Below are 25,723 nucleotides of genomic sequence, written 5' to 3' on the forward strand. Positions count from 1 at the left end.
TATTATGGCAAGTGTAAAAAATCTTAAAAAAGACATCAATAATGTATTAGGAGATGTTATTGGAGCAGTATGTGATTGGGAATTAGAAAACACCGATAAAGACACCAAAAAAAGTCAAGCTATTATTGATGAAGTTATCGAAACTTTTGATGATTTAATTGCCAAAGTTAACGCGAAAGACGTTGATGACTCCAAAGCTCATTTTAAGGCAATTAATACTGAATTAGAAGCAAAAGCAAACGCCCTGATTGATAAAGTTAATAAGCTAAAATAATTTTAACTGAGTAGTTACAAATTATAATTTTGCTTTTATATTTGCACCCGTAAAAATGCCGATATAGCTCAGCTGGCTAGAGCAGCTGATTTGTAATCAGCAGGTCGTGGGTTCGAGTCCCTCTATCGGCTCAGAGAGAATAAAAAAACGCCTTCATGGGCGTTTTTGTTTTATGTTGGGATTTTGGGACGAGAAGTTTATCCTGAGCGCGGACGAAGGAAGTCCCTCTATCGGCTCTGAGATAAAAAAACGCCTTTCAGAAATGAAAGGCGTTTTGCTTATGTTAAAATTTTTTATTCAGGTTGCCCTTCCTGCGCTTCTATTTTCTGAATAAACTCCTCTAAAGCTTTACCATATTTAGAGGCTTTTACTTTAGGGGTAAGCGACTTATTTATAGTGTCTAAAAAGTTAAGTTGGGCATTGTAAATCTCGGTTAAGGCCAGATAAGGAGCCACCTCACTGTCTTTATTGTTAATTGCAAAGTTCACGGTGAACAGATATTTGCGCCTGAGCGAGTTATTATAATGCTTTTGAATAGCATTTAATTTGGCAGTATCCCCTTCTTTTTGAGCTTCAAAATTCTCCTTTATCAGATCCAGATCTTTGTTGTTTAATTTTGAAATAACGGTTAAATATTCTTCTAACACTTTCTGTTGTTCGCTTCCATTGATTTTAGCATCAAAGGCAAAATTTTTAAGCGTGGTGTTTATTTCTGTGATACCTTTGTCCGCAAAAAATGTAATCCTGTCTTCTTCTTTACTGTTTTTGTCCAGGTATAAATAGAAAACTTCAGGAGATTCAAGGGCACTATATAATTCAAATTGAGGATTTCCGTTCACAATGACAGAATCAACAGTAACCAAATTGGTGTCTACAGCTTTTTTAAGGTAAACAATACCCTTTTTTAACCCTTTAACATGTGTTTTAACAACAAGATCGTGTTTTTCTTTTCCGCAAGAAATAATAACAAGTGCTATAACGAAGAATGCGATTTTTTTCATGTGTTTATTTTATTTTTTTCAATGGGCACATGTAACCTTATATAATTAAAATAATCTTTCTTAATCTAAAGATTATTTTAACCATGGCGGTTTCATTTAGAAATTTTGTTTGAGCGCAAATATCTTAAAATATTATTTAAAAGTTATAAGGAAGGAGATACTAATTCCATAAGGCTGGCACAAAATAAGGCAGAAAACGTTCCGATGGCGTACCCAACCACAGCCAGTAAAACCCCAACGGTTGCTAATGAAGGATGAAAAGCGGCCGCAACAACCGGCGCTGATGCAGCACCTCCAACATTAGCTTTACTGCCAACGGCTAAAAAGAAATAAGGCGCCTTAATGATTTTAGCAACAATTATTAATAGTATGACATGAATGGCCATCCAAATAAGCCCTACAATCAGTAATCCCGGGTTTTCAAAAACGGAAGCTAAATCCATTTTCATACCAATACTCGCCACTAATATATATATGAAGATACTACCAATTTTACTGGCTCCGGCGCCTTCATATCTTTTGGCTTTTGTAAAAGAGAGTATAATTCCAATGACCGTTGCAATGGTTATCATCCAGAAGAACGTAGAAGTAAAGGACGCTAAAGCAGAGGTTTTATCATTGAAAACATCAAAGTTTGTTGTTAAGAATTTTGAAATATTGTTTGAACCTAAATGTGAAACCCCAACGGTTATAAAGGCAATCCCTAACATGATAATATAATCGGTTAGGTTGGGAATCTTCATCACACTTTTTTCGTAATTAATTACTTTTTGTTTTAATGCTTCGATAGCCGTATTATCGGCTTTAAGCCAACGATCTATTTTATGTTTTTTGCCTATTCCAAAAAGTAAAAACGCCATCCATATTTGAGCCACCACAATATCCACCAGGATCATAGCTCCAAATTTTTGCGGATTATATTTGAAAATTTCATACATAGCTGTCTGGTTTGCGCCGCCACCGATCCAACTTCCCGCTACGGTGGATAACCCCCTCCAAACAGCATCGGGTCCCGCACCTCCAACGGTTTCAGGACTAAAAATGGAGACTAAAAGAATGGCCAGCGGCCCACCAATAATAATCCCAATAGTTCCCGTAAAAAACATGATTAATGCTTTAGGACCCAGGTTGAAAACAGATTTAAGGTCTAAGCTAAGGGTCATTAATACGATGGCTGCAGGCAATAAATAGTTTTTAGAGATATCATAAACTTTGGAAGTCTCCGGAGAAATCAGTCCGATAGAATTTAATACCGCCGGTAACAGATAACACATTAAAAGTGCAGGAATAATGCCGTAAAACTTGGCCCAAAATCCGGTTTTCTTTGAAGATGTGTAAAATACTAAAGCCAGCATTAACATTAATAGGCCAAATACTATAGTATCATCTGTAAATATTGGTGAGTGCTCCATGCAATAATAATTTTAGATTAAATCGCTGCAATATAAATAAAATAAAAGCAAGCGATTTTGTAGTTTGGCACGATGATTGTGATATAATAAATATATTCAATTATTAAAAAGTTTATTGAGTGGTTACTTTAAACTTAGTAATTGTAATTCATATTTTTGGTTGGTTAGTTAGTAAAAAAAGCATCTGTTTTTAGATGCTTTTTTTTATTTATAATGTTTTAAATACGAAATCTAATGATACATTTCATCGATAAATATCTTAATTTCATCTATAAATGTTAAAATTATGTGTATTTCATCGATTATTTATGTTTTTTATCGTTTCAATTGAAATATAATTTTACTTTTGAAGTGTACTAAATAACACACTTTTTAGTTCAATGGATTAATTAATTAATATTTGCATTATGTTGTTGATATAGAGACCCTAAATCTACTTCGTAATAAAAAAGCAAATTGAAAAGGAACCGAGTTTGAGGGAACTCGGTTTTTTTGTACTTAATATTTTCTCAAGGATTATTTTATCTAAATTAGCGCTATGATTAAAGTAATAATAAGACTTTGTTTATTCCTGTTTTGTGTTTCTTCTTTTGGACAATTACCGGAAGGGTTTGTTTACGTAAATGAGATTATTCCGGACTTAGAAATAGAACTAAGATATTATACCGAAAATAATTTTGTTGGGAAGCGTATTGATGGTTATAATGTCAATAAACTCATTTTAACCGGACCAACTGCAAAAGCCTTAAAATTAGTCCAGGAGGATTTACAGAGCAAAAATCTATGTTTAAAAGTTTTTGACGGGTATAGGCCGCAAACCGCTGTAAATCATTTTATGCGTTGGGCAAAAAACTTAAATGATACTATTAATAAATCAACATTTTATCCGGATGTAAAAAAGGAAGACCTTTTTAAAGAAGAATACATTGCCGCCAGATCCGGACATAGTAGGGGTAGTACTGTTGATTTAACTATAATTGATGCCAATTCAGGACAGCCCATTGATATGGGTAGCGTTTATGATTTTTTTGGCATGCAATCCTGGGTGAATTACAACGGCATCACTGATGAGCAAAAAGCCAACAGGCAGCTTTTACAGGACATTATGGCAAAATACGGGTTTAATAATTACCCAAAAGAATGGTGGCATTTCACGCTTAAAGAGGAGCCTTTTCCGGAGACCTATTTTGATTTCCCTATAAAATAAAACCTGCTTCACTATAAAGAAAAGCAGGTTTCAGCGTTTTTTGATTGATTAAGATTGTTATTCTTTATCCAGGTTTTTAGTCATATTAAATCCGACAAATAATCCTAAACCTGCCATAAGGAAAATGGTTCCGACGTATAGAGGGCCTTCTTCAAGTGTGGTGTAATTTTCGAGAATAGAAGCTATAAAAGTGCCTAATCCAATACCAATTAATAACAGGGCCAAGTTTAATATAAGGACTTTCCAAATTGGTGCCGTGTGTTCTCGCTTTCCTTTTACAAAAATACTGGCATCAGCACCTTTTTCAATCAGTGCCAAACGTTCCTTGTTTCTTGTTGAGAAATATAAGTACACCATTCCGAAGATTGTTCCGAAGATTATAAATACAATAACTGCTTCCATAATTGTTTGTTTTTTATTGATTAATTTTAATGTGTTTATCCTTAGGACGATAGGTTTTGAAATTAGGTTACACTTTTATGAATTTTTTTTTCTGCATGTAACCTAAACGGATTTCGTGTCGTCTTACCATAAAAATGACCACTAACGATCAACACGATATCAACCTTGTATTAAATGGCGATACCAATGCTTTTGCCGTATTGGTCAATCGGTATAAGGATATGGTATATACGTTAGCGTTGAGAATGTTAAAGAATAGGGAGGAAGCCGAAGAAGTGGCACAGGATACCTTTATAAAGGTCTATAAATCGTTAAACCGGTTTAAAGGTGATTCCAAATTTTCAACCTGGGTTTATAAAGTCGCTTATAACACAAGTTTAGATCGACTGAAAAAAAATAAAAAGTATTTGAACAATGTTACTATTGATGAATTTACACAACACCAGGTAAAAACAATTAACAATGCTTTAGATACTTTAGAAAATAAAGAACGGGAACAAGCCATACAACGCTGTATTAATTTGTTACCGGGTGATGATAGTTTTTTATTAACTTTATATTACTTTGAAGAGCAGTCTTTGGAAGAGATATCAAAAACAATGGGTTTAACGCCTAATAATGTTAAGGTGAAACTATTCAGGAGTAGAAAAAAACTCGCTAAAATTTTAAAGAGTCATTTGGAACCGGAAATTATTGAACATTATGGATAATCAAACAGACAAATATTTAGACGACCTAACTAAGAAAGTCATTAATCAAACCACAGTTGAAAGTCCGTCAGTAGGTTTTACATCATCTGTCATGTCTCAAATAGCTGAGCTAAAATCAGCAACTACAACCTATAAACCACTAATTACAAAATGGGGCTGGCTACTAATTCTCATGATGTCTTTGGTGTTAGTGGCTTATATCCTATTTACAAGTAATCCAACCGGTTCTTCTTCTTTTTTAAATGCCTTGGATTTTAGCGTTTTATATGAAAACAAATTGTTTGATACGGTGTCTAACTTCCCGGTATCTAAAACGGTTGTTTATGCCGTAGTGCTTTTTGGACTTATGTTTAGTATTCAAATCCCGTTTTTGAAAAGCCATTTTAACAAGCAATACGAGTAGTATTAAACCCTGGTAAGTTTTGTAATGATTTCCGAATGTTGCGGAAACTTGGAAATTAAAAAGTCCCTTTCAGGCATTTCAAAATCCCTAAAATCAAAACCCGGAGACACGGTACATCCAACTAAAGTGTAGTCACCGTTTTCAGTAACTTCGGAAGCAAACCAATCTCTGGCACTAACGGTAAATTGGGGTACTTCGCCTTTTTCTATAGCATTACCAATAATAACACTGGAATATTCGCCGCTGTCTGAAATAATATGAAGTTTTAAAGGGGACCCCTTGTAGAAATGCCACATTTCGTCTTGTTTAATTCTATGGAAAGCCGAAAAGGTATTGGAGGTTAAAAGAAAATATATTGCTGTGGAATAATTCCGTTTTCCTTCAATAGCATCGTCTAGATCATACTCACTAATGAAGCCTTCACTTCGGTAGGTTTCTTTGTAGTAGCCGCCTTCAGGATGTGGCAATAATTCTAACTTGGTTATAATGTCTTGAATGTGATTCATTATGCATGAAAATTATTTTGGTTAAAGCTAAAAAAAACAAAGAATATCAAACTGGTAAACATGTATTAGTTTTCAGTGTAAAGCAAAAAGAATTATTCAATAACCATGATTTCTACCCTTCTGTTTTCCTGTCTGCCCTGGGCGCTAGTATTATCCTTTATGGGTTCGTTTTTACCTTTACCAATACTTATTATTCGGTTTGGTAACACAGATCTTCCAATTAAATAATATTTTATAGCATCCGCTCTTTTTTGTGAGAGCACCATATTGGATACATCATCACCCACATTATCCGTATGGCCGGACACCTCAACTTTTAAGTTGGGATTGAGCTTTAATAAATCCCCTAATTGATTCAACTGTGCATGGGAATCTTTTAAAATAATAGCACTTCCGGAAGAAAAGTGAATTTTTTTCAGTATGACCTTAGTGCCTAACACGTTGTGTTTGTTTCTAACTTTCTGTTCAAATTCACTGTATTGAATATATTCAGAACTCTGAGGTTCATTTTTTTTACCGGTAGCCCCAACAATATCTATATTGTCCCATGACAAACTAAATCCTTCGAAACTTAAAGTAATGCGTTTGATTTGAGTTGCTTGAGCGGACATGTTATCAATAAAAGCAAAAATATTCGCAGGGTTATTTGGGTTGGTTGTTAGGTCCCAGCCTCTGAAATAGCCGCGATTTTCAATTCTTTTGTTTTTTGAAAAAAAAGATATGGCATTTAAGGTATATTGATTTCCCTGATCGTCATATGCAACGCCTTTTTTGATTTTTAAATTATAGGGTTCCACACCAGCATTTGAGTGTTTAAAATGAATATAGGTAGTACTACTATCATTAACAGCATGTATCAATTCAATAGATTGATTACCAAAATTCATTTTGTTCGGATTATCAGCATCAACTATTTCAGGGAATTTTAAGTTATAAAAATCCATTTTATAGGCCGTTTCAGACTTAAACCATAAGGACCCTTTTATAAATTTTGTTGCAGACTTTTTAATGTTTGGTATAGTAATACTTGCTTTTAAAGGAATCCCCGAAGGTAAAATAGCATTGGAATTTACTCGACTATGGCAGGCATATTTTTCGGAAACTTGTGGTGATTTAATCCAGGAAGGCATACCGGAGCACGAGTTAGCCACACATGCTTTGTTGGCAAAATTTAAATTACCGAGGTCATCATAAAAGTAAATCATATTGGCACAGGTTTCAAATCGTCTATCATCACTATGCAGATTAGTGATTTTATAGTCTATAGTTAATTGTTCTCCGGCTTTAGTGACATTAGTGATTTCAAATTTAAAATTATCAACAGTTTGTGTGGCTTCAAATGTTTGGTTGTTATTAGCGGGAATAATGGCATTCTTATTTTGAGAAACCGTTTCGTTTTGAACGGATAATTTTTTAAGAGGCTTAATAAACTTTTTCCCATTATCAATGTCTTTTTTTCCCTTACCGGGAGCCTGCATCTTTATGGAGGCTATTTCTACACCAACTGCACATGAAATTTTTAAATAGTAGGTTGCCGCATTTTTTGGATCTAATGTAACTCTACTTGGAACCATATCATTTTCACTGGTTCTAACCACAAATTCTAATGCATCTTCAGAACATACTGTAGCCACATATTTTTCTCCTGCGTTTATGGTTGCTAATTTTTTTTCATTGCTATACAGCATAACAGGTTTTTTGTTTTGAAACCCGTTTGTTCTGTAAAAGTAAATATCTGAGCATTGTGCCGAAATGGTTGTACTGAAAAAACACACCATTAAAAAAGAGAAGGGTAGAAGAAGCGTTTTCATGAGGGATTATTTAGCTGAAAAAATTAATTTAAGTTAAAATAACAATTTTTATGCCATTAAGATATTGAAAAAATAAACTTACATTAATTATTCAAAAAAGCTTTTAGTTTTTCTCTTTTTCTTTGTGGTAAAGCCTCATTGGTTATAGCCAATTCAATAAGGTTTTTGTCTTTGTCTTTTGCAAATAATAAATTAAAAAGTTGGGCCGTGGTTATACTGTTTTCAGTGCGTTCAATAAGCTTAAATGCATCACCGGTTTGCACAAGACCCTCTTCTAAAACACGAACATAAGTTCCCGGGTACCCATGGTCAATAAATTGTTTTAAGGCGTTTTGAGAACCAAATTTAAAACCAAACTTAAAACAAGGCTCGCGTGGCTGGGTTACCTGTACTAAAGCATTACCCACTTTATAGATGTCCCCTATAGATATTGCATCTTCATACAATCCGGAAACCGTTAAATTTTCTCCAAACATACCCCAATTCCAGTCTAAATTCGGGTAAAGGGTTTTCCAATGACCATATTGATTTTCAGAAAACAGGTAGCACGCTTTAAATTCACCACCATGTACTTTTTTATCAGACACCTCATCACCTTTTACGAAGTTTTTCCCTAAATAAACAGGTTTGTTGGTAGGTGTTTTATAAATACCTGTGGTAACTTCTTTACCATTCCAGATAAAGGTAGTTGGTTTTGCAATGTTAGTGGAGGTTATTTTCATCTGTTAAGTTTTATTGTTTTAGAGGTCAAATGCCATTCGTGTGTTAATCACTTAAAGTTTGTATTGAAGTATTTGAACTACACTCATGTCATGCATTAAAAATACATAAAACCTTACTTATCTTCATACGGACATTCACTAAAATATGCTTGCAGATTGAAGCCCCTGTTTTGGAATGTTTCATTTAAGATCTTAAAATGTTGGATCCTGTCAATTCTAAAGGCACGATAATCATTCCGTAAATAACACCAGGCAATTAAGATCCATTTATTGTTGGTAGAATAGAAGGCGTAGGGTTCAATCTTCCTGAAAGTAATATTGGGGTCATCAGGTTTTTTGTAGTTGATCTCTATATAATTAAAATTTGTGATAGCCAGTTGAATTTCTGATAAAGCATCACTTGAGAACTCCTCATATTCCCAATTAAAAACATGGATCTTATCATTTAGAAGCTCACTCTTTTCCTGGACCGAACTTTTAAAAACCGACTTGATTTTAACTAATGCTTCATTAAAATCTGTGACAAACGACACATCCTTAGATTGGTTTACTATATGTTGAGCTGTTATTAAGGCATTAGCTTGCTTTTCGGTGAACTGAACCGGTGCCACAGTATAGTGATCCATCAAACTGTAACCACGGCCTTCAATTGTGGTCACAGGAACACCGGCTTCCTCTAATTTCCTTATGTCCCGGTAAATGGTTCTGATACTGACATCATATTTTTTAGAAAGTTCACCGGCTGTTAAAAGGCGTTTGGATTTTAACAGGGTAAGAATGGATATGAGTCTGGATAGTTGCGACATGATAGCAAAGATAGTGAACCGCTATGCAACTCACTATCTTGTTTTTTGATTGATGTATTACATAAAAGAATGTAAAGCGATACGGTTGCCTTCAGTGTCTAAGAACTGTGCCATAAAGCCGTTTTCACCAATATCTGTTTTTGGCATGATCACTTTACCACCGGCATTTTCTACTTTTCCCAGTGGTACGCTAAGGTCTTCACCACCGTTTAAATAAAGTGTAGGGCCATTCGAAGTGGGTGTTTGCCCTTCGCCTTCAATAAGGCCACCGCCCACGCCATTATTATCTTTGTCATGAGCAAACATGCCGTATTTCATATTTTGCTCAGGCATGTGATAATCAGTGATTTCAGAATCCATTACTGTGGTGTAAAATTGTTTGGCTCTTTCGTAATCTGTTACGGGAATTTCAAACCAGTTAATTGCATGTTTCATTTTTAATTTGATTTTGATGTTAAACTTATATGCAAAGTTATGTGTGTTTGTGACGGATGATGTCAGGGGTGTTTTTTTATTTGAAATTTTTAATAAAAAGCCACCTTGGATTAGAAAAGTAGTTTTGGCATTTCGGATTCCTGCTTTAGTGGGATAATAGGGGGGCTTAAAAAATAAAAGCGTATGGTTGGCATACGCTTTTGTTAGCTATTAATCCGCAAGATTTACAATATTATCTTGAAGAGATGACAAAGGTATGTTGGATGTTCTTTAAAAAAATTGATGCATGTTAATAAATTTAATCGAAAAGAACTCCTCGACGCCTATCGTCGAGGCATCCGTTGAAATTGTCATTCCCGTAAAAACGGGAATCTAGTTAAAGAATTTCTTGAAACGAATTACCACGAAGGCTTTGCCATAAGGGTATTTGCCCGTTTCGTTTTAACTTTTTCGAAAAAAAACAGAAATTCTTTAATTATTGGAAAGTTCTTTTCTTATTCTGCTCAAGCTTTCCGTGGCAATTCCTAAGTAAGAAGCTACATGATAATTCCTAATAGATTTCTCAATATTTGGGTAGGATTTAACAAAATTGATATAACGTTCGGAAGCAGTCAAGGATAGTTCTGATAAGATCCTTTTTTGAAAAGCGGCAAACGCCCTTTCTAATTTTTTTCTGAAAAAGGATTCTATTTTTGGGATGCGGTCATATAAATATTCTTTATGCTCATCTAAGATCCTATACACTGTGGCATTTTGAAGCACCTCAATATTCATAATGGCTTTTGAGTCGGAAAAGAAAGCAGTGTAATCACTCATCCACCAATCTTTAATACCAAACTGAACCGTGTAGTCTCTCCCCTGAGCGTCTATATAATAAGACCTTAAACAACCTTCCAAAATGTAATATTGTCTGTCAACATTATCACCAGCTTTAAGTAATTGAGTCCCTTTTTTATAAGTTTCTACAAAAAAAACCGAGTTAATAATTCCAATTTCCTCTTTTGAAAAAGAAAGGTCTTTAAAAATTTCTTTACTTATGGAATTATCCAGGTTCACTTTAAAGCTGATTTAGTCTTCTTAAATTACATAAAATTATTCAGAAGTACATATTCTAACCGATATTTCCATTAAAAATTAGTTAACCGGAATACTACAAAAAACCACCTTGCTTTAACAAGGTGGTTTTAGATATATATGATGACATGATGAGATGCTGAAACGAGTTCAGCATGACAAAATCTATTTAATCATATCATAGCTGCGCTTGATAAAGTTAGTAAGCTCTTCGCCTTTTAACAGGCCTTGAGACAAACGCGCCAGATCTAAACTTTGGTTAATCAAACGCTCTTGTTTTTTGCGGGTTTTGGTATTTAGAATTTCACTTACCAATTCATGGTTGGTATTTACCACTAGGTTGTACATCTCCGGCATGTTACCCATACCAAACATACCACCGCCACCACCAGTAGCTTGCATTTCTTTCATTCTACGCATGAACTCCGGCTGTGTGATGATGAACGGAGAGGCTTCACTATCCATAGCTTCTAACTGCACCATAAATTTTTCAGAAGGAATCACTTCTTTCAGTAGCTCATCTAAAGACTTCTTTTGGTCCTCATCTAATTTAGAAATAGTGGCATCCTCCTTCTTGATCAAATTATCAATATGATCGCCATCAACACGTGCAAACGATACTTTTTCCTTAGTGGTTTCCAACTTTTGGATTAAGTGCGAAACAATGGGAGAATCTAACAATAACACCTCATAACCTTTAGCTTTAGCGGCTTCAATGTAGCTGTGTTGCTCATCTTTATCAGCGGCATAAAGAATTACTAATTTGTCATCTTTATCGGTTTGGTTGGCCTTGATCTTATTGTATAACTCTTCGTAAGTGTAGTAGGTACCATCCACTGTTGGGTATAAGGCAAAGGCATCAGCTTTTTCAAAGAATTTTTCTTCAGATAGCATGCCGTATTCAATCACCACTTTAATGTCGTTCCATTTGGCTTCAAAATCTTCACGGTTATTGTTGAATAAGGACTTTAACTTGTCAGCTACCTTTCTGGTGATATAAGATGATATCTTTTTAACCGCACCATCCGCCTGTAAATAAGAACGTGACACGTTTAACGGAATATCCGGTGAATCAATCACACCACGCAACATAGTTAAGAATTCCGGCACAATCCCTTCAACATTATCGGTTACAAACACCTGGTTTTGATATAATTGAATTCTATCTTTTTGAATGTTCAGATCATTCGTCATTTTTGGGAAGTATAAAATTCCCGTTAAGTTGAACGGATAATCCACATTTAAGTGGATGTTGAACAACGGCTCCTCAAACTGCATGGGATACAACTCACGATAGAAGTTGCTGTAATCTTCATCTTTTAGGTCAGAAGGCTGTTTTGTCCATGCCGGATCCGGGTTATTGATAATGTCATCAACCGTAATTTGTCTGTGAGGCTCTTTAGTTTCTTTGCCGTCTTTATCGGTAATGGTTTGTGGTTCGTGTTCCGGATCGTTGATTTCCTTGGTTCCAAATTTAATTGGTACGGGCATGAACTTGTTGTACTTGGTTAACAATTCTCTGATTCTTCCGTCTTCCAGGAATTCTTCTTCGTCTTCGGAAATATGAAGAATGATCTCAGTTCCTCTTTCGGTTTTATCATGTGCTTCCAGAGTAAACTCGGGTGATCCGTCACAAGTCCAGTGAGCAGCAGGTTCGTCTTTATAAGATTTGGTGATGATCTCTACTTTATCAGCTACCATAAATGCTGAATAGAACCCTAAACCGAAGTGTCCGATGATACCAGAATCTTTTGCAGCATCCTTGTATTTGTCCAGGAACTCTTCAGCACCAGAGAAAGCCACTTCATTGATGTATTTTTCAACCTCCTCAGCTGTCATACCTAAGCCCTGGTCTATAATATGAAGCTTTTTGGCATCTTTATCTATTTTAATTTCAATTTGTGGGTTACCATATTCAACTTTAGCTTCACCAATGTTTGTCAGGTGTTTAAGCTTTAAAGTAGCATCGGTGGCATTACTGATCAACTCACGTAAAAAGATCTCGTGGTCACTGTATAAGAATTTTTTAATGAGAGGAAAGATATTCTCTACCGAAACATTAATATTTCCTTTTGTCATGATATATCTGTTTTTATCAATTTATTATTACGTTTCTGTATTAGACAAAAAAAATACCAAGTCTTAAAAAGTGACAAACTGACTGCTTTTTGTCAAAAAAGCAAAATCTAAAGACCAATTTCCAAATCTCAATTGTAGAATCAAACTTTTTCGATTTGGAATTTTGTTTTTGGTGCTTGGAATTTGATGCTTGTTTTTGGAATTTGTTATTTGGGTTTTAAAAGGAGTTATTGTAATTTGTATTTCTTAAATTAAAGTTTCCCTTCTACAAGGGAATGATAAAAAAGATTTATAATGTATAATTCTAGAATAACAGGCCTTGGAAAGTATTTGCCGGATCAGGTAGTGACCAACGATGATCTGTCAACAATGATGGATACAAATGATGAATGGATTCAGGAACGAACAGGGATAAAGGAACGGCGCTGGATTAAAGAGGGAAGTGAAGATACATCTGCGGTTATGGGGGCTAAAGCATCCAGAATAGCTATAGAACGAGCCGGTTTAACTAAGGACGATATAGATTTTATTGTATTTGCAACTTTGAGTCCGGACTATTATTTTCCAGGTTGTGGTGTTCAAATTCAGGATATGCTGGAAATGCCTACCGTTGGAGCTCTGGATATTAGAAACCAATGTACCGGTTTTGTGTATGCCGTGGCCGTAGCCGACCAATTTATTAAAACAGGTATGTACAAGAATGTGTTGGTTGTTGGTTCCGAATACCATTCCGGGGGATTGGAAAAATCTGACAGGGGTAGAAATGTAACCGTTATTTTTGGTGATGGGGCGGGAGCGGCCGTTTTAAGCAGAACGGAAGATAATACAAAAGGGGTTTTATCATCCCATTTGCATTCGGAAGGTAAGTATGCCGAAGAGTTAACCGTTCTAGGGCCAAGTATTAAGCATTGGGTGCCTGAAATTTTAGAGGCTAACGACCCTGATGACACCTCTTACTATCCTTATATGAACGGGCAGTTTGTGTTTAAGCATGCTGTGGTGCGTTTTAGTGAAGCTATTATTGAAGGGTTACAGACCAATAATTTGCAAAAGGAAGATATTGATATGCTAATACCACATCAAGCCAATTTGAGGATTTCACAGTTTATTCAAAGGAAATTTGGTTTAAGAGACGATCAGGTGTATAATAATATTCAAAAGTATGGTAATACTACGGCAGCTTCAGTAGTTATAGCCCTGACCGAAGCTTGGGAAGAAGGCAAAATAAAAGAAGGTGATAAGGTAGTATTAGCGGCCTTTGGGAGTGGTTTTACCTGGGGAAGTGTTATTATCAATTGGTAAAATAACTATATATGAAAAATAAAAACCCAAAACTTTAAGTTTTGGGTTTTTCAGCTATTAATCAACTCCAACTAACACTAATGTGAAGAATCTTAATTATTAGACGTGCAAAGGTTAAATTTATTGCACACTGTACTGTTATTTAACTTTTTTTAACAATCTATAAGAAAAACTCGAAACTTAATGTTCCGAGTTTTATAGTGAAAATATACTAATCCTGATTACGAAATTTAATGTGAAAGACGACTAACTCTAAATAATTATTCTTCGTTATTGGCTAGATTGTATATTACGTTTAACGTAAAGTTATGGTGCTTATTGTGTGAGGATTAAAATTTTTTTAATTTTTTTTTGAAAGCAAAACCCCAGAGTTGTAAAACTCTGGGGTTTCTTATCTAATAACCTTGCTTAACACTAACCATCAACTATTATGCAGGTTACTAAATTTATTATAATCCGCCCTGAACTTGCTTCTCATCATTATCCCGGCGTTTTCTGGATTTTGCTCTGTATTTGCTTTTACCAAACCTGTAATTGAAGTTTACAGAAAAGGTCCTGAATTCAGGAGAAAAATTGGCTGTCTGCAGATAGGGTCTTTCACTAACTATAGCAATCCTTTGTGTATTAAATACATCGTTAAAACTTAATCCGAAGGTGGCTTTGTTATCCAGGAAGGAATATCTCATACCCAGGTTAACAAAGTACATAGGATCCACTTCAAAATTTAATCCGGTATTTTTTCCTCTGTACATACCAAAGGCTGTAAATGTTAATTTTTTGCTTACTCTTAAGTTATTAAAGACTCTAAAGTTCCATATGGTATTTTCAACCGTCACCGTTTCTTCAATGATGTCATTTTCGGTTGGATTTGATAACGTAGGATCGATACTTTCGGCAATGCCTTTTTGCGTTTGAGAATAAAGGTCAAAACTGGCATTTAAACTCCACCATTTTGTGGGCCTGTAATTACTTGAAAGTTCGAAACCATAAGCCGTGGTATTACTAAAATTATCAAAGGTTAAAATTATTCTGTTAGATTGCAGATCAGATCTGTCTACCTTCACCGCTCTGTTTATTTCATCTTCAATGATCCTGTAAAACACCCCTCCGGTTATACTACCGCTTTTAAGATTTTTTGTGTAGTTAAACTCTATGGAGTTTGTGAATTGTGGTTCAAGTGACTGATTACCAAAGTTTGATACCAAAGGTGTATTCCATTCAGGGATTGGGTTAACCTGCCCCACACTTGGTCTGTCAATTCTTCTACTGTAGCTTAATTGATAGGAATGCTTTTCAGAGGGTGCATATGTCAAAAATACAGACGGGTATACCTGGAAGTATTCATTTTCAAATGGAATTAGTAATGTTTCGTTTGAAGACAGATCTACTTCAGATGCAACAGCATCTACCGTCACATTTTCGGCTCTTAAACCTACCTGATAAGACCATTTATCTATTTTTTTATTATAGTTTATATAAGCCGAATAGATATCCCTCTTATAGTCGTAGTCTGTGGTTGTTGGAATATAATCGCCGTTTTCATTTCTAACCCTGGCATCAGACTCATAAAAGATGTTATTGTCAAATAGCCTGGCTTGCAGACCTAATTCTAACTTTGCATTTTCAGACAATGGGTCAACGTAATCAAGATTTATAGTGGTTCTGTTTCTATCTGTTTCAGTAAGCTCTATAAAGTCGGGCCTCAAACTGTTCCCAATCTGACCGTTATCCGTATCTGTTGTATTATCAAAATCATTATGATCAACCTCCAACTCCAGGTGTTGTCCGCTTTTATTAAAATCCAGTTTGTAGTTGAAGTTGTATTGAGACGAACTATTTTCACTAAATGAGTTAGTCACTTGCTTTTGATCATTTCCCATTAAATCATTAAAAATAAACTCTGAGGTGGCATCATTTTTTCCATCAAATGTATTTTGGTTTGTGAAAAATGAGATCGTGTTTTTATCATTTAAATAAAAGTCAATACCAATTTTATATAGGTGAGACTTGTTGTTATTGCGCAGGTCTATCGCTTGAAAGGAATTATTCTCAATTTGTTTTATCTCACCAAAATTCACACCTTTTCTGATGTTATTCCCATAACTTCCGTATACGTTTACCTTTCCGTTGCGGTAGTTCATGTTTAAAGAGCTATTGAATTTGGCTTCCCTTTGGTATTGCAAGCCGGTACTTAAACCACCATTAAATCCAATATTGGTGTTTTTATGAAGAATGATATTTATAAGTCCACTCATACCTTCAGGATTGTATTTAGCTGAAGGATTAGTTATCAATTCTATTTGTTTTATGGATGTTGACGGTAATTGCCTTAATAATTGTGCTGTTGGAATGTTTGATAATTTTCCATCAACCATCACAGTAACGTTTTGGTTTCCTCGCAAGCTTATGTCTCCGGTCTGAGCATCCACATTTATTGACGGTACAGCCGTCATAATATCTGTTGCTGTACCCATATTTGCCAAATCTTTACCAACATTAACTACTTTTCGGTCAACCTTTTGCTGTATGGTGGAGACTTCGGCAACGACGGTAACGGCCTCCAGGCTTTCGGCCTCTTCTTCTAATAAAATATTTCCTAGATTAACTCTGTAGCTGCCTTTGCCAATGGTAATATTTTTGGTGTAAGTTTTATATCCTATATATTGAATATTAACAGTTATATTGCCTTCTGAAATTTTGGCAATTTTGAAGGAACCATCATCCGAAGTAATACCTCCGGTTAGTGTTTCGCCTTTAGCATTTGTAATAACAACATTTACGTATGGTAAGGGCTGGTTTAGTTTAGCGTCCAATACCTTACCGAATATGGTACCTTTGGCGTCGGCATTTTCAGGATCAGTATTGGTTGCTTGTGAAATTGTAGTACATAAAAGAATGCACAAAAAGAAAAGTTTTTTCATTTTGTTCTCGATTGTTTTTTGATTGATTTTTCTGTTTTAGTTATGATTAAGACGCCTAAAAATGTAATATGTTACTGATTTTTTAAAACTTAACACCATTTTAACAAATGAACAAAAAGACCCTAGTGCTTGGAGCCTCATTAAAACCTAACAGATATTCCAATTATGCTATTCAACGATTGGTAGCTAACCATGTTGATACGGTGGCATTTGGATTAAAGAGCGGAACTATATCGGGCGTAAAAATTGACACCGAATTAGTGCCTTATAAAGGTATTCATACCGTTACGTTGTATCTAAGCCCTAAAAAGCAAAAAAGCTATTATGATTATATCGTATCTCTAAACCCGAAACGTGTCATTTTTAATCCCGGAACGGAGAACCCGGAACTGTTCGCCATATTAAAGGCGAACAACATTTTTTTTGAAGCTGCTTGTACTCTGGTGTTACTTGCTACGAATCAGTATTAAGCCAATGAAGGTCAGTAGACCATTAATGGGGAGTAACTCATAACCTAATACATAACCACCTAATTTATCAGGCGGAATATTTCCAATAATGGTTATGAGAATTACTGAACATAAAGCTACAATCCAAACGTATTTGTCCTTAACCTGATAATTTGTAAATATCCCAAAAGCAAATAATCCAAGTAAAGGCCCGTAGGTATAACCGGCAACGGTTAATAAACTATCAATAACATTACTGTTAAGTACATATTTAAAAATGATGATGACTATCACCAGTAAAACACTCATGCCAACATGCGCCTTTTTTCTAACACTTTTTTGCTGCTCTTTTGGTTTTTTGTCAATGCTCAAAAAGTCTACACAAAATGAGGTGGTTAGTGACGTTAAGGCACTGTCCGCACTACTATAAGCGGCAGCGATCAAGCCAAGCATAAAAGTTATGGCTAAAGTGATCCCCAAGCCGCTGTTTAGTGCAATTTCGGGAAATAATAAATCGGTTTTGGGTTTACCATCCATCAATGGAATGGCTATATTATGCTTATTGGCATAAATGAAAAGAAGCGCGCCTAAGAACATAAATAATAAGGTTACAAAAACAAGTACAATGCTAAATGATACCATGTTTTTCTGTGCATCCTTTAACGATTTACAGGTTAAATTCTTTTGCATCATATCCTGGTCTAAACCGGTCATACAAATTGTAATAAACATACCGCCTAAGAACGATTTGACAAAATGGCTTCGCTCTAAAAAACTATCCGTAACAAATACTTTACTGTAGGTTTTTAGTTCATTTGAAGCCAGAAATTCACCAAAGCTCCAACCTAAACTCTCATTGATAAAATAAATGGAAAGTATAACGGCTAAGATCATAAATAATGTTTGAAGTGTATCAGTCCAGACAATCGTTTTAATCCCCCCTTTATTGGTGTAGATCCAAATAAGTAATATGGAGATAACAACAGTGATTTCAAACGGCACATCCCATGCATTAAAAACAAATTGTTGTAGCACAATAGCCACTAAAAATAGCCTGAATGCAGCACCTAAAACCCTGGAAATAAAAAAGAAAAAAGCGCCTGTTTTATGGCTTACAACCCCAAAGCGTTCCAGTAAATACTCATAGATAGATGTCACATTCAGTTTATAATAAATAGGTAATAAAATATAAGCTACTATAAAGTAGCCAAACATATAGCCTAAAACCACTTGAAAATAGCTGAATTGCGAGCCTTCAATCCATCCCGGAACAGAAATAAATGTTACACCGGAGAGAGACGCTCCTACCATTCCAAAGGCCACCAAATACCAGGGCGATTGTTTCCCCGCTTTAAAGAAATCATCGTTATTATCGTTCTTTCCTGTAAAATATGATATGACTAAAAGCACACCAAAGTAGGCAGCAATAAGCAGAAGGATTTGAGTGGCGCTCATATAGATTTTGTTTGGTTTTCAAAATACAAATAAAAAGCTTTAGAAGCTAACTCGGCTAAAAAAGAAGCTGAAACTATACCAGCCAAATTAATATTATATAGTAAATTTGCAGTTATGGAATTTTCTTCAAAATTGCTGGAGCGCGCTGTAAATGAGATGTCACAATTACCCGGAGTTGGTAAACGTACCGCATTGCGTTTGGTGTTACATATGTTGCGCCAGCCCAAGGAGCAAACGTTAGCATTATCGGAAGCTTTACTGAACATGCGCAATGAGGTGAAGTTTTGTGAATCCTGCCACAATATTAGTGATGATACCCTTTGCGAAATTTGCTCAAGCCATAATAGAAATACCGAAATTGTCTGTGTGGTTGAAGATATCAGAGATGTGATGGCTATTGAAAATACCAGTTCTTTTAAAGGTTTGTATCATGTTTTAGGGGGAAAAATATCGCCTATGGATGGTATTGGGCCACATGATCTAAACATTGATTCTTTGGTGAAAAAGGTGAAAGAAGGAAAAGTAAAAGAACTCATTTTTGCTTTAAGCTCCACCATGGAAGGAGATACTACTAATTTTTATATTTTTAAGCAAATTCAGGATTGTGATGTCATTACTTCAACTATAGCCAGAGGAATTTCGGTTGGCGACGAACTTGAATATGCAGATGAAATTACTCTCGGAAGAAGTATTGTTAACAGGATTCCGTTTGAAACCTCTTTAAAATTATAATATTTTATCTGAATGGAGGTCGTAACCTTAAATCATAAGGATTTTAAGCTGAAGTGTGCTGAGTTGGTTTCTAAAATTGAAACACAACCGGATTTGATTGTTGGAGTCCTCAACGGCGGAGGTTATATTCTTAATGCCATAAAAGGTCATAACGATTTAAATGGGGTTGCCTTTAATTCTGTAAAACAGCAAAGAGACAGTAAATTTAAAAATAACATCATTGTCAAGTCTATTTTAAAGCGTTTACCTTATAGAATTTCCAATAGTATCAGGGTTTTTGAATCTGAAAATGCAAAAAAAACTATAAACAAAATCAATTTAAAAGATTTATCTGATATATCATTAGATTTAAATACTGCTTCCGGTATAATAGAACCAAAATATGTCTTAATTGTTGATGATGCCATTGATACCGGCAAAGCCATGTATATAACGAAAAACAGCTTGAGTAAACTTTTTCCAAAGGCAAAAATAGAAACGGCTGTTATTTCATGGACTATCGACGCTTCTATTATAAAACCAGATTATTACCTTTATAAAAATATTCTTGTAAGATTTCCATGGTCTAAAGATTATAAAGGAAAAGATTTTGAAAAAAACAGTTTTAGTAGTTGATTTAGACGGTACGTTGTTTTCAATTAACACGTTTCATTACTTTTTAAAGTTTCTTTTCCTTAATGGTGTAAAGAAGTTCAAACTAGTTTTTCTTTTGCGTTTTGGTTTCATCCTTTTTTTTAGAATACTGAAAGTTAGTTCCCATGCTAAAATGAAGTATGTCATACTTAAATTAATTTCAAAAAGAGAGGATATTGATTTTGAAAAGTTTGTTGACTCTTTGGCTTTCAAAAGAAATAGAATCCCCGTATTAGATACATTTTTTGATATAAAAATTTTAGCTACCGCAGCACCCATATGCTATGCGGATATTATTGCCAAAAACGAACAGTTTGACGTTTGTTTTGCAACACAACTTCCTGAAATGTTTAGTGAAGATTTTGAAAATTTTAGAGAAGTTAAAAAGAAGCATGTTATGTCTTATCTGCTGAGTAAGGGTATTAGAGAAATAGATGTCTTGGTTACAGACCATATTGACGATTTACCCCTAATGAAGCAATCCAGAAAAACTATTATTGTTGCTCCTGATTCAAAATTATTGGACGAATTGAAGTACAATCAAATTGCTTTTGAGATACTTAAATAGCTTTTTTAAGAAGTGATGCCATCTTAATTAAATTAATGTGAATAATTAATAAAAATCCCTGTTTTTTCATTAATTTTGCAAACGCAAATTAGAAAAGAACAATTACGTTATTGATATGGCAAAATTTGAGCTTAAATTACCTAAAATGGGAGAAAGTGTTGCGGAAGCAACCATAACATCCTGGTTAAAGGAAGTTGGAGAAACTATTGAGTTGGATGAACCCATAGTAGAAATTGCTACAGATAAGGTAGATAGCGAAGTGCCTAGTGAAGTTGATGGTGTTTTGGTTGAAAGGTTTTTTAATGTTGATGACGTAGTTCAGGTTGGACAGGTTATTGCAGTTATTGAAACTGAAGGAGATGACGAACCAAATACAGAACCGGAAAATAATCAGGTTGAGGTAGAAGAAAAGGTCATTGAGCAAGTAGAAGAAACCGTTGCTGTTGCTAAAGAAACAGTGGCTCCCATTATTTCTGGTGGCAATCGGTTTTATTCTCCCCTGGTTAAGAATATAGCAAAGCAAGAAGGTATTTCCCAGCAGGAATTAGATGCTATTTCTGGCACAGGAAAAGATGGCAGAGTTACCAAAAATGATATTTTAAATTATGTTGAGAACAGAGGTAGCAAACCACAACCTCAGGAAGTTAAAGAAGAAACGGCTCCTGTAGTTCAACATAAAGTTGAAGACACTCCAAAAGTCGTGACAGCTCCGCCTGTAATTCCAAGTGGAGAAGACGAAATTATAGAAATGACACGCATGGGTAAACTCATTGCCCATCATATGACAGAATCCATTCAGACATCGGCCCATGTTCAGAGTTTTATTGAAGCTGATGTTACCAAAATATGGAATTGGCGTAATAAAGTTAAGAATGATTTCCAAAAGCGTGAAGGTGAAAAATTAACGTTCACGCCTATTTTCATGGAAGTAGTGGCCAAAGCTATTCGTGATTTTCCCATGATTAACATTTCTGTTCAGGGCGACTCTATCATTAAAAAGAAAAATATCAACCTAGGTATGGCTACAGCCTTAGCCGACGGCAATTTAATAGTGCCGGTCATTAAAAATGCGGACCAGCTTAATTTGGTTGGTATGGCGAAACAGGTTAACGATTTAGCGGCCAGAGCCCGTAATAACCAGTTAAAACCGGACGATATCCAGGATGGAACGTATACCGTAACTAACGTAGGCTCTTTTGGAAGTATCATGGGAACCCCTATAATCAATCAACCGCAGGTAGGTATTCTGGCTTTGGGAGCCATCAGAAAAGTACCGGCAGTTATTGAAACTGATGAAGGTGATTTTATTGGCATTCGTTATAAGATGTTCTTATCTCATTCCTATGACCACAGAGTGGTAAACGGCGCTTTGGGAGGTATGTTTGTTAAAGCTGTTAAAGATTACCTGGAGGCCTGGGATGTTAACAGAGAAATTTAATGTTTATCAATGGATAAGGATAAATCTGTTATTGACAAAATAGTGTCCTTTTTTAGGGAATTAGGAGAGATTGCACTTTATCATACCGTTGGTATTTTGCTTATTCTTCTATTCTTTTATATCATCTTTGTAATAGTAATGGCTATAATTTAAATTCTGATATGTCATTTCATTAACTCCCCTTATCAATTTAGTATATTTGATGTTTAAAAAATAATTGCATGCAACTTAATCTCACGAAACCTATTTGTTTTTTCGACCTTGAAACTACGGGGGTCAATATTTCAAAAGACAGAATAGTAGAAATATCCATACTTAAAATTCATCCTAACGGAAAGGAAGAAAGTAAAACCTGGTTGGTGAATCCGGAAATACCAATTCCAAAAGAAGTTACAGCTATCCATGGTATTTCTGATGAGGATGTGGCTGATAAACCCATATTCAAAGTGTTGGCAAAGGATATCTATAATATGATAAAGGATTCAGATTTAGGTGGGTTTAACTCGAACCGATTTGATATTCCTTTGTTGGCCGAAGAAATGTTACGGGCGGATATAGATTTCGATATGAAAAACAGGTTAGCAATCGATGTACAAACTATTTTTCATAAAATGGAACAGCGTACCTTAAGCGCTGCTTATAAGTTTTATTGCGATAAAAATTTGGAGGATGCCCACAGTGCGGAAGCTGACACCAAAGCTACTTATGAAGTTTTAAAGGCGCAGATAGAAAAGTACGACACCATTGAGAACAATACCAAGTTTTTAGCAGAGTTCAGCTCCCGAAAACAATTTGCAGATTTTGCAGGGTTCATAGCATATAATAAAAAAGGTGAAGAGTGTTTTTCATTCGGCAAGCACAAAGGAAAAAAGGTTGAAGATGTTTTAGCTGATGAACCGGGCTATTTTGGCTGGGTATTAAATGCAGATTTCCCATTGTATACTAAAAAGGTACTAACCAATATAAAGCTTAGAGGCTTTAATAATAAATTGTTTTAATTTTTAAGGGTTAAGAATAAAGAGGAGGAGACTAAATTTTGTGTCTTGTTTCTTGTAGTGAAACGGTCTTTGCTCTTTTATCAGGAAAGAAAATGAAATTAATCTGTATTGGTCGTAATTATACCGAACACATAGAAGAACTGGAAAATGAAAGGCCATCGGAACCGGTGATTTTTCAAAAACCCGATTCTGCCATATTGCTGAAAAAACAACCGTTTTTTATTCCCGATTTCTCAGATGATATTCATTATGAAGTGGAGGTTTTGGTGAAGATCAATAGAATAGGTAAGTATATCGATAAAAAATTCGCCCATAAATATTACAATGAAATTGGCTTGGGAATAGACTTTACAGCCAGAGACCTGCAAAGCAAATTAAAAGCTAAAGGGTTGCCCTGGGAAAAAGCAAAAGCCTTTGATGGATCTGCAGTGGTGGGTAAATGGATACCAAAAGCACAAGTAAATGATGTTAATGCCGTTGAGTTTTCCTTAAAAAAGAACGATAAAATTGTTCAAAAAGGAAATACAAGCCACATGTTATGGAAAATTGATGAAATCATAGAATATGTTTCAAAATATTTTACATTAAAGATTGGAGATATTATATTTACCGGAACTCCGGCAGGAGTTGGCAGGGTAAATGCTAATGATAAATTAAAAGGTTACATAGAAAACACTGAGATGTTTTCAATAACAGTTAAATAATGGAACAACATTACAAATTATTTCGCGTACGTGAGTTAGCAGATAACGATGAAGATTTTATTGCAACGTTAGCAGAAGCTTTTATAGAAGAAATGGCACCCGATTTGGAGCGCTTGAAAAAAGCCGTGGCTGAAGAAGATTATCACAATACCTATCAGGCTGCTCATAAGATGAAACCAACAGTCGACCTGTTTGAACTTGGGGTTTTAGATACTTTAATTGAGGTACAGGACTGGGGTAAGTTTACTAAAACGGGAGAAGATATCAAACCTCAGTTAGCCATAGTTGCAGAGGCTGTTGAAAATGCTTTGGTTGAAATAAAGACTGATTTTAATTTGTAATGCAGGCAGAAATAATTACCATTGGAGATGAACTTTTAATCGGACAGGTAATTGATACCAATTCTGCGTTTATAGCAAGACAACTTAATAAAATTGGGGTTTCCATTTACCAGGTAACCTCCGTTCAGGATGATAGAAGTCACATTCTTAAAGCTTTAAGAGAAGCCGAAGCCAATGCCGATATCATTATTTTAACTGGTGGTTTAGGTCCTACAAAAGATGATATTACCAAAAAGACCATTGCCGAATATTTTAACGACAACATTGTTAGAGACCAGGAAGTTTTAGAAAATATAGAACATCTTTGGCGGAAGCATATAAGCGATAAAATACTTCAGGTAAATAGAGACCAGGCTTTGGTGCCTTCAAAAGCTACGGTACTCATGAATAAACTAGGTACGGCTCCGGGTATGTGGTTTGACAAGGATGATAAAACCTTTATTTCGCTTCCCGGTGTACCTTATGAAATGGTCACCCTAATGGAAAATAAGGTGATACCTAAGTTAAAAGAAAAGTATAATTGCCCGTTTATAATTCATAAAACCTTATTGATTTACGGTTTAGGAGAAAGTGCTTTGGCAGCCAGGATAGAACCCTGGGAAGATGCCTTGCCGGAGGATATGAAATTGGCCTATTTGCCCAATTTAGGTAAAATGCGCTTGCGGTTGTCTACCAAAGGGTTTGATGAAGCTGAACTTAAAAATAGAGTAGATGCTGAAATTGATAAAGTATTACCCTTAATAAAAGACGAGTTTTTTGGTTTTGAAGATGAAGAAGGTTCAGCCGAAATTATTATAGCAAAGCAGTTAACTAAAATAGGAAAAACCTTAGCAATAGCCGAAAGTTGTACCGGAGGTAATTTGGCAGAGCAATTCACAAAACACTCCGGAGCATCAGCCTATTTCAATGGGGGCGTAGTAACCTATTCAACGGAATCAAAAATGAATGTTTTGGGCGTACCTAAAGAAGTCATCGAAACGAATTCGGTTGTAAGTGGTCCGGTAGCTGAGGCTATGGCAAGCAACGCCTTAAAATTATTCAAATCGGATTTCGCAGTAGCTACCACTGGAAATGCGGGGCCAACCAAAGGAGAATCCGAAGCGGAAATTGGTACCGTTTTCATTGCCATTGCCAGTAAATATGGCGTGTATTCAGAAAAATTCGCTTTAGGGAACCATCGCATTAAAGTAATTAACAGAGGCGTTAATAAAGCCCTGGAAATGTTGCTAAAAGAAATTTTTAAAAATAGATAAAAATTAGATTGTCATAATCTAAAGAATTTGTATATTTGCACCTCGATTTTAAGCAACAAAAATTTAAAGTTATATATAATGTCAAGA

27 protein-coding genes and 1 tRNA gene are annotated in these 25,723 nt (G+C 35.2%); 16 read left to right on the forward strand and 12 right to left on the reverse strand.

All coding sequences use genetic code 11. From position 1 onward, the window contains the following. Positions 1-4: 4 nt before the first annotated feature. Together Q0983_RS09820 and Q0983_RS09825 are read left to right on the forward strand one after the other, a co-directional pair. Positions 5-274, forward strand: coding sequence for a hypothetical protein (locus tag Q0983_RS09820; protein ID WP_299552087.1), 270 nt, complete (start codon positions 5-7; stop codon positions 272-274). Between the two features lie 57 nt (positions 275-331). Next, a tRNA-Thr gene (locus Q0983_RS09825) sits at positions 332-405 on the forward strand. Between the two features lie 162 nt (positions 406-567). Here the strand turns inward: Q0983_RS09825 and Q0983_RS09830 are convergent. Together Q0983_RS09830 and Q0983_RS09835 are read right to left on the reverse strand one after the other, a co-directional pair. Further along, positions 568-1,275, reverse strand: coding sequence for a DUF4369 domain-containing protein (locus tag Q0983_RS09830; protein WP_299552090.1), 708 nt, complete (start codon positions 1,273-1,275; stop codon positions 568-570). A gap of 143 nt (positions 1,276-1,418) precedes the next feature. Further along, complete coding sequence (locus Q0983_RS09835; protein ID WP_299552093.1) at positions 1,419-2,687, reverse strand: DUF819 family protein; 1,269 nt, start codon at positions 2,685-2,687, stop codon at positions 1,419-1,421. 538 nt (positions 2,688-3,225) lie between these two features. Between Q0983_RS09835 and Q0983_RS09840 the strand changes: the two genes are divergently transcribed. Continuing rightward, positions 3,226-3,894, forward strand: coding sequence for a M15 family metallopeptidase (locus tag Q0983_RS09840; protein ID WP_299552096.1), 669 nt, complete (start codon positions 3,226-3,228; stop codon positions 3,892-3,894). Positions 3,895-3,951: 57 nt separating this feature from the next. Here Q0983_RS09840 and Q0983_RS09845 read toward each other — a convergent pair whose 3' ends face one another. Further along, positions 3,952-4,296, reverse strand: coding sequence for a DUF6249 domain-containing protein (locus Q0983_RS09845; RefSeq protein WP_299552099.1), 345 nt, complete (start codon positions 4,294-4,296; stop codon positions 3,952-3,954). Positions 4,297-4,430: 134 nt separating this feature from the next. Between Q0983_RS09845 and Q0983_RS09850 the strand changes: the two genes are divergently transcribed. Together Q0983_RS09850 and Q0983_RS09855 are read left to right on the forward strand one after the other, a co-directional pair. Beyond that, complete coding sequence (locus Q0983_RS09850) at positions 4,431-5,006, forward strand: sigma-70 family RNA polymerase sigma factor (protein WP_299552102.1); 576 nt, start codon at positions 4,431-4,433, stop codon at positions 5,004-5,006. Then, positions 4,999-5,409 (forward strand): hypothetical protein, encoded by a 411-nt coding sequence (locus Q0983_RS09855; RefSeq protein ID WP_299552105.1) that lies wholly within the window; start codon positions 4,999-5,001, stop codon positions 5,407-5,409. Before Q0983_RS09850 ends, Q0983_RS09855 begins: the two co-directional genes overlap by 8 nt. Positions 5,410-5,411: 2 nt before the next feature. Here Q0983_RS09855 and Q0983_RS09860 read toward each other — a convergent pair whose 3' ends face one another. The 7 genes from Q0983_RS09860 to htpG form a co-directional block, all read right to left on the reverse strand. Beyond that, on the reverse strand, positions 5,412-5,915 hold the full coding sequence (locus Q0983_RS09860; RefSeq protein ID WP_299552108.1) for a cupin domain-containing protein: 504 nt from the start codon (positions 5,913-5,915) through the stop codon (positions 5,412-5,414). 92 nt (positions 5,916-6,007) lie between these two features. Beyond that, positions 6,008-7,726: an OmpA family protein gene (locus Q0983_RS09865; protein WP_299552111.1), complete on the reverse strand. Its 1,719-nt coding sequence runs from the start codon at positions 7,724-7,726 to the stop codon at positions 6,008-6,010. An 83-nt stretch (positions 7,727-7,809) separates the two neighbouring features. Then, on the reverse strand, positions 7,810-8,448 hold the full coding sequence (locus Q0983_RS09870; RefSeq protein ID WP_299552114.1) for an MOSC domain-containing protein: 639 nt from the start codon (positions 8,446-8,448) through the stop codon (positions 7,810-7,812). Between the two features lie 113 nt (positions 8,449-8,561). Next, positions 8,562-9,254 (reverse strand): YafY family protein, encoded by a 693-nt coding sequence (locus tag Q0983_RS09875; protein WP_299552117.1) that lies wholly within the window; start codon positions 9,252-9,254, stop codon positions 8,562-8,564. A gap of 57 nt (positions 9,255-9,311) precedes the next feature. Then, positions 9,312-9,689, reverse strand: coding sequence for a VOC family protein (locus tag Q0983_RS09880; RefSeq protein ID WP_299552120.1), 378 nt, complete (start codon positions 9,687-9,689; stop codon positions 9,312-9,314). Positions 9,690-10,160: 471 nt separating this feature from the next. Next, a complete protein-coding gene (locus Q0983_RS09885) occupies positions 10,161-10,745 on the reverse strand; it encodes a Crp/Fnr family transcriptional regulator (protein WP_299552123.1) in 585 nt (194 codons plus the stop codon). A gap of 183 nt (positions 10,746-10,928) precedes the next feature. Further along, positions 10,929-12,842 carry a molecular chaperone HtpG gene (gene htpG / locus Q0983_RS09890; protein WP_299552127.1) on the reverse strand — a complete coding sequence of 638 codons (1,914 nt, stop codon included), beginning with the start codon at positions 12,840-12,842 and terminating at the stop codon, positions 10,929-10,931. 294 nt (positions 12,843-13,136) lie between these two features. Here htpG and Q0983_RS09895 point away from each other — a divergent pair, with 294 nt between their 5' ends. Continuing rightward, positions 13,137-14,144: a beta-ketoacyl-ACP synthase III gene (locus tag Q0983_RS09895; RefSeq protein ID WP_299552130.1), complete on the forward strand. Its 1,008-nt coding sequence runs from the start codon at positions 13,137-13,139 to the stop codon at positions 14,142-14,144. A gap of 449 nt (positions 14,145-14,593) precedes the next feature. Here Q0983_RS09895 and Q0983_RS09900 read toward each other — a convergent pair whose 3' ends face one another. Beyond that, positions 14,594-17,065 (reverse strand): TonB-dependent receptor, encoded by a 2,472-nt coding sequence (locus Q0983_RS09900; protein WP_299552133.1) that lies wholly within the window; start codon positions 17,063-17,065, stop codon positions 14,594-14,596. A gap of 107 nt (positions 17,066-17,172) precedes the next feature. Between Q0983_RS09900 and Q0983_RS09905 the strand changes: the two genes are divergently transcribed. After that, entirely contained in the window at positions 17,173-17,535 is a 363-nt protein-coding gene (locus tag Q0983_RS09905) for a CoA-binding protein (RefSeq protein WP_299552137.1), read from the forward strand. Here Q0983_RS09905 and Q0983_RS09910 read toward each other — a convergent pair. Next, positions 17,512-18,969: a sodium:solute symporter gene (locus tag Q0983_RS09910; RefSeq protein ID WP_299552139.1), complete on the reverse strand. Its 1,458-nt coding sequence runs from the start codon at positions 18,967-18,969 to the stop codon at positions 17,512-17,514. The two genes, Q0983_RS09905 and Q0983_RS09910, sit on opposite strands and share 24 nt — an antisense overlap. A 114-nt stretch (positions 18,970-19,083) precedes the next feature. Between Q0983_RS09910 and recR the strand changes: the two genes are divergently transcribed. From recR to Q0983_RS09955, 9 genes are all read left to right on the forward strand, one after another. Beyond that, complete coding sequence (gene recR, locus Q0983_RS09915; protein WP_299552142.1) at positions 19,084-19,701, forward strand: recombination mediator RecR; 618 nt, start codon at positions 19,084-19,086, stop codon at positions 19,699-19,701. A gap of 12 nt (positions 19,702-19,713) precedes the next feature. Then, the gene (locus Q0983_RS09920) at positions 19,714-20,316 is read left to right on the forward strand and encodes a phosphoribosyltransferase family protein (protein WP_299552145.1); all 603 of its coding nucleotides are present in this window, start codon (positions 19,714-19,716) and stop codon (positions 20,314-20,316) included. After that, positions 20,291-20,902 carry an HAD family hydrolase gene (locus Q0983_RS09925; protein WP_299552148.1) on the forward strand — a complete coding sequence of 204 codons (612 nt, stop codon included), beginning with the start codon at positions 20,291-20,293 and terminating at the stop codon, positions 20,900-20,902. The genes Q0983_RS09920 and Q0983_RS09925 overlap by 26 nt, the downstream gene beginning before the upstream one ends. 115 nt (positions 20,903-21,017) lie before the next feature. Beyond that, positions 21,018-22,340, forward strand: a complete 1,323-nt coding sequence (locus Q0983_RS09930) for a dihydrolipoamide acetyltransferase family protein (protein ID WP_299552152.1) — start codon at positions 21,018-21,020, stop codon at positions 22,338-22,340. Positions 22,341-22,349: 9 nt separating this feature from the next. After that, positions 22,350-22,493 carry a hypothetical protein gene (locus tag Q0983_RS09935; RefSeq protein WP_299552155.1) on the forward strand — a complete coding sequence of 48 codons (144 nt, stop codon included), beginning with the start codon at positions 22,350-22,352 and terminating at the stop codon, positions 22,491-22,493. 68 nt (positions 22,494-22,561) lie between these two features. Further along, the gene (locus tag Q0983_RS09940) at positions 22,562-23,338 is read left to right on the forward strand and encodes a 3'-5' exonuclease (RefSeq protein WP_299552158.1); all 777 of its coding nucleotides are present in this window, start codon (positions 22,562-22,564) and stop codon (positions 23,336-23,338) included. Positions 23,339-23,430: 92 nt separating this feature from the next. After that, entirely contained in the window at positions 23,431-24,042 is a 612-nt protein-coding gene (locus Q0983_RS09945) for a fumarylacetoacetate hydrolase family protein (RefSeq protein WP_299552161.1), read from the forward strand. Further along, complete coding sequence (locus tag Q0983_RS09950) at positions 24,042-24,383, forward strand: Hpt domain-containing protein (protein ID WP_299552164.1); 342 nt, start codon at positions 24,042-24,044, stop codon at positions 24,381-24,383. Before Q0983_RS09945 ends, Q0983_RS09950 begins: the two co-directional genes overlap by 1 nt. After that, positions 24,383-25,636 (forward strand): competence/damage-inducible protein A, encoded by a 1,254-nt coding sequence (locus Q0983_RS09955; RefSeq protein WP_299552167.1) that lies wholly within the window; start codon positions 24,383-24,385, stop codon positions 25,634-25,636. Before Q0983_RS09950 ends, Q0983_RS09955 begins: the two co-directional genes overlap by 1 nt. Positions 25,637-25,723 lie beyond the last annotated feature (87 nt).

The sequence above is a fragment of the Seonamhaeicola sp. genome, assembly GCF_028281565.1.
Classification (GTDB): Bacteria; Bacteroidota; Bacteroidia; order Flavobacteriales; family Flavobacteriaceae; genus Seonamhaeicola.

Bases quoted from the DNA above. Each gene is read 5' to 3' on its own strand.
- htpG (WP_299552127.1), bottom strand. From the start codon at position 12,842: ATGACAAAAGGAAATATTAATGTTTCGGTAGAGAATATCTTTCCTCTC.
- Q0983_RS09835 (WP_299552093.1), bottom strand. From the start codon at position 2,687: ATGGAGCACTCACCAATATTTACAGATGATACTATAGTATTTGGCCTA.
- Q0983_RS09865 (WP_299552111.1), bottom strand. From the start codon at position 7,726: ATGAAAACGCTTCTTCTACCCTTCTCTTTTTTAATGGTGTGTTTTTTC.
- Q0983_RS09910 (WP_299552139.1), bottom strand. From the start codon at position 18,969: ATGAGCGCCACTCAAATCCTTCTGCTTATTGCTGCCTACTTTGGTGTG.
- Q0983_RS09855 (WP_299552105.1), top strand. From the start codon at position 4,999: ATGGATAATCAAACAGACAAATATTTAGACGACCTAACTAAGAAAGTC.
- Q0983_RS09905 (WP_299552137.1), top strand. From the start codon at position 17,173: ATGAACAAAAAGACCCTAGTGCTTGGAGCCTCATTAAAACCTAACAGA.
- Q0983_RS09935 (WP_299552155.1), top strand. From the start codon at position 22,350: ATGGATAAGGATAAATCTGTTATTGACAAAATAGTGTCCTTTTTTAGG.
- Q0983_RS09900 (WP_299552133.1), bottom strand. From the start codon at position 17,065: ATGAAAAAACTTTTCTTTTTGTGCATTCTTTTATGTACTACAATTTCA.
- Q0983_RS09840 (WP_299552096.1), top strand. From the start codon at position 3,226: ATGATTAAAGTAATAATAAGACTTTGTTTATTCCTGTTTTGTGTTTCT.
- Q0983_RS09930 (WP_299552152.1), top strand. From the start codon at position 21,018: ATGGCAAAATTTGAGCTTAAATTACCTAAAATGGGAGAAAGTGTTGCG.
- Q0983_RS09860 (WP_299552108.1), bottom strand. From the start codon at position 5,915: ATGAATCACATTCAAGACATTATAACCAAGTTAGAATTATTGCCACAT.
- Q0983_RS09875 (WP_299552117.1), bottom strand. From the start codon at position 9,254: ATGTCGCAACTATCCAGACTCATATCCATTCTTACCCTGTTAAAATCC.
- Q0983_RS09950 (WP_299552164.1), top strand. From the start codon at position 24,042: ATGGAACAACATTACAAATTATTTCGCGTACGTGAGTTAGCAGATAAC.
- recR (WP_299552142.1), top strand. From the start codon at position 19,084: ATGGAATTTTCTTCAAAATTGCTGGAGCGCGCTGTAAATGAGATGTCA.
- Q0983_RS09940 (WP_299552158.1), top strand. From the start codon at position 22,562: ATGCAACTTAATCTCACGAAACCTATTTGTTTTTTCGACCTTGAAACT.
- Q0983_RS09870 (WP_299552114.1), bottom strand. From the start codon at position 8,448: ATGAAAATAACCTCCACTAACATTGCAAAACCAACTACCTTTATCTGG.
- Q0983_RS09820 (WP_299552087.1), top strand. From the start codon at position 5: ATGGCAAGTGTAAAAAATCTTAAAAAAGACATCAATAATGTATTAGGA.
- Q0983_RS09845 (WP_299552099.1), bottom strand. From the start codon at position 4,296: ATGGAAGCAGTTATTGTATTTATAATCTTCGGAACAATCTTCGGAATG.
- Q0983_RS09955 (WP_299552167.1), top strand. From the start codon at position 24,383: ATGCAGGCAGAAATAATTACCATTGGAGATGAACTTTTAATCGGACAG.
- Q0983_RS09880 (WP_299552120.1), bottom strand. From the start codon at position 9,689: ATGAAACATGCAATTAACTGGTTTGAAATTCCCGTAACAGATTACGAA.
- Q0983_RS09850 (WP_299552102.1), top strand. From the start codon at position 4,431: ATGACCACTAACGATCAACACGATATCAACCTTGTATTAAATGGCGAT.
- Q0983_RS09945 (WP_299552161.1), top strand. From the start codon at position 23,431: ATGAAATTAATCTGTATTGGTCGTAATTATACCGAACACATAGAAGAA.
- Q0983_RS09830 (WP_299552090.1), bottom strand. From the start codon at position 1,275: ATGAAAAAAATCGCATTCTTCGTTATAGCACTTGTTATTATTTCTTGC.
- Q0983_RS09920 (WP_299552145.1), top strand. From the start codon at position 19,714: ATGGAGGTCGTAACCTTAAATCATAAGGATTTTAAGCTGAAGTGTGCT.
- Q0983_RS09895 (WP_299552130.1), top strand. From the start codon at position 13,137: ATGTATAATTCTAGAATAACAGGCCTTGGAAAGTATTTGCCGGATCAG.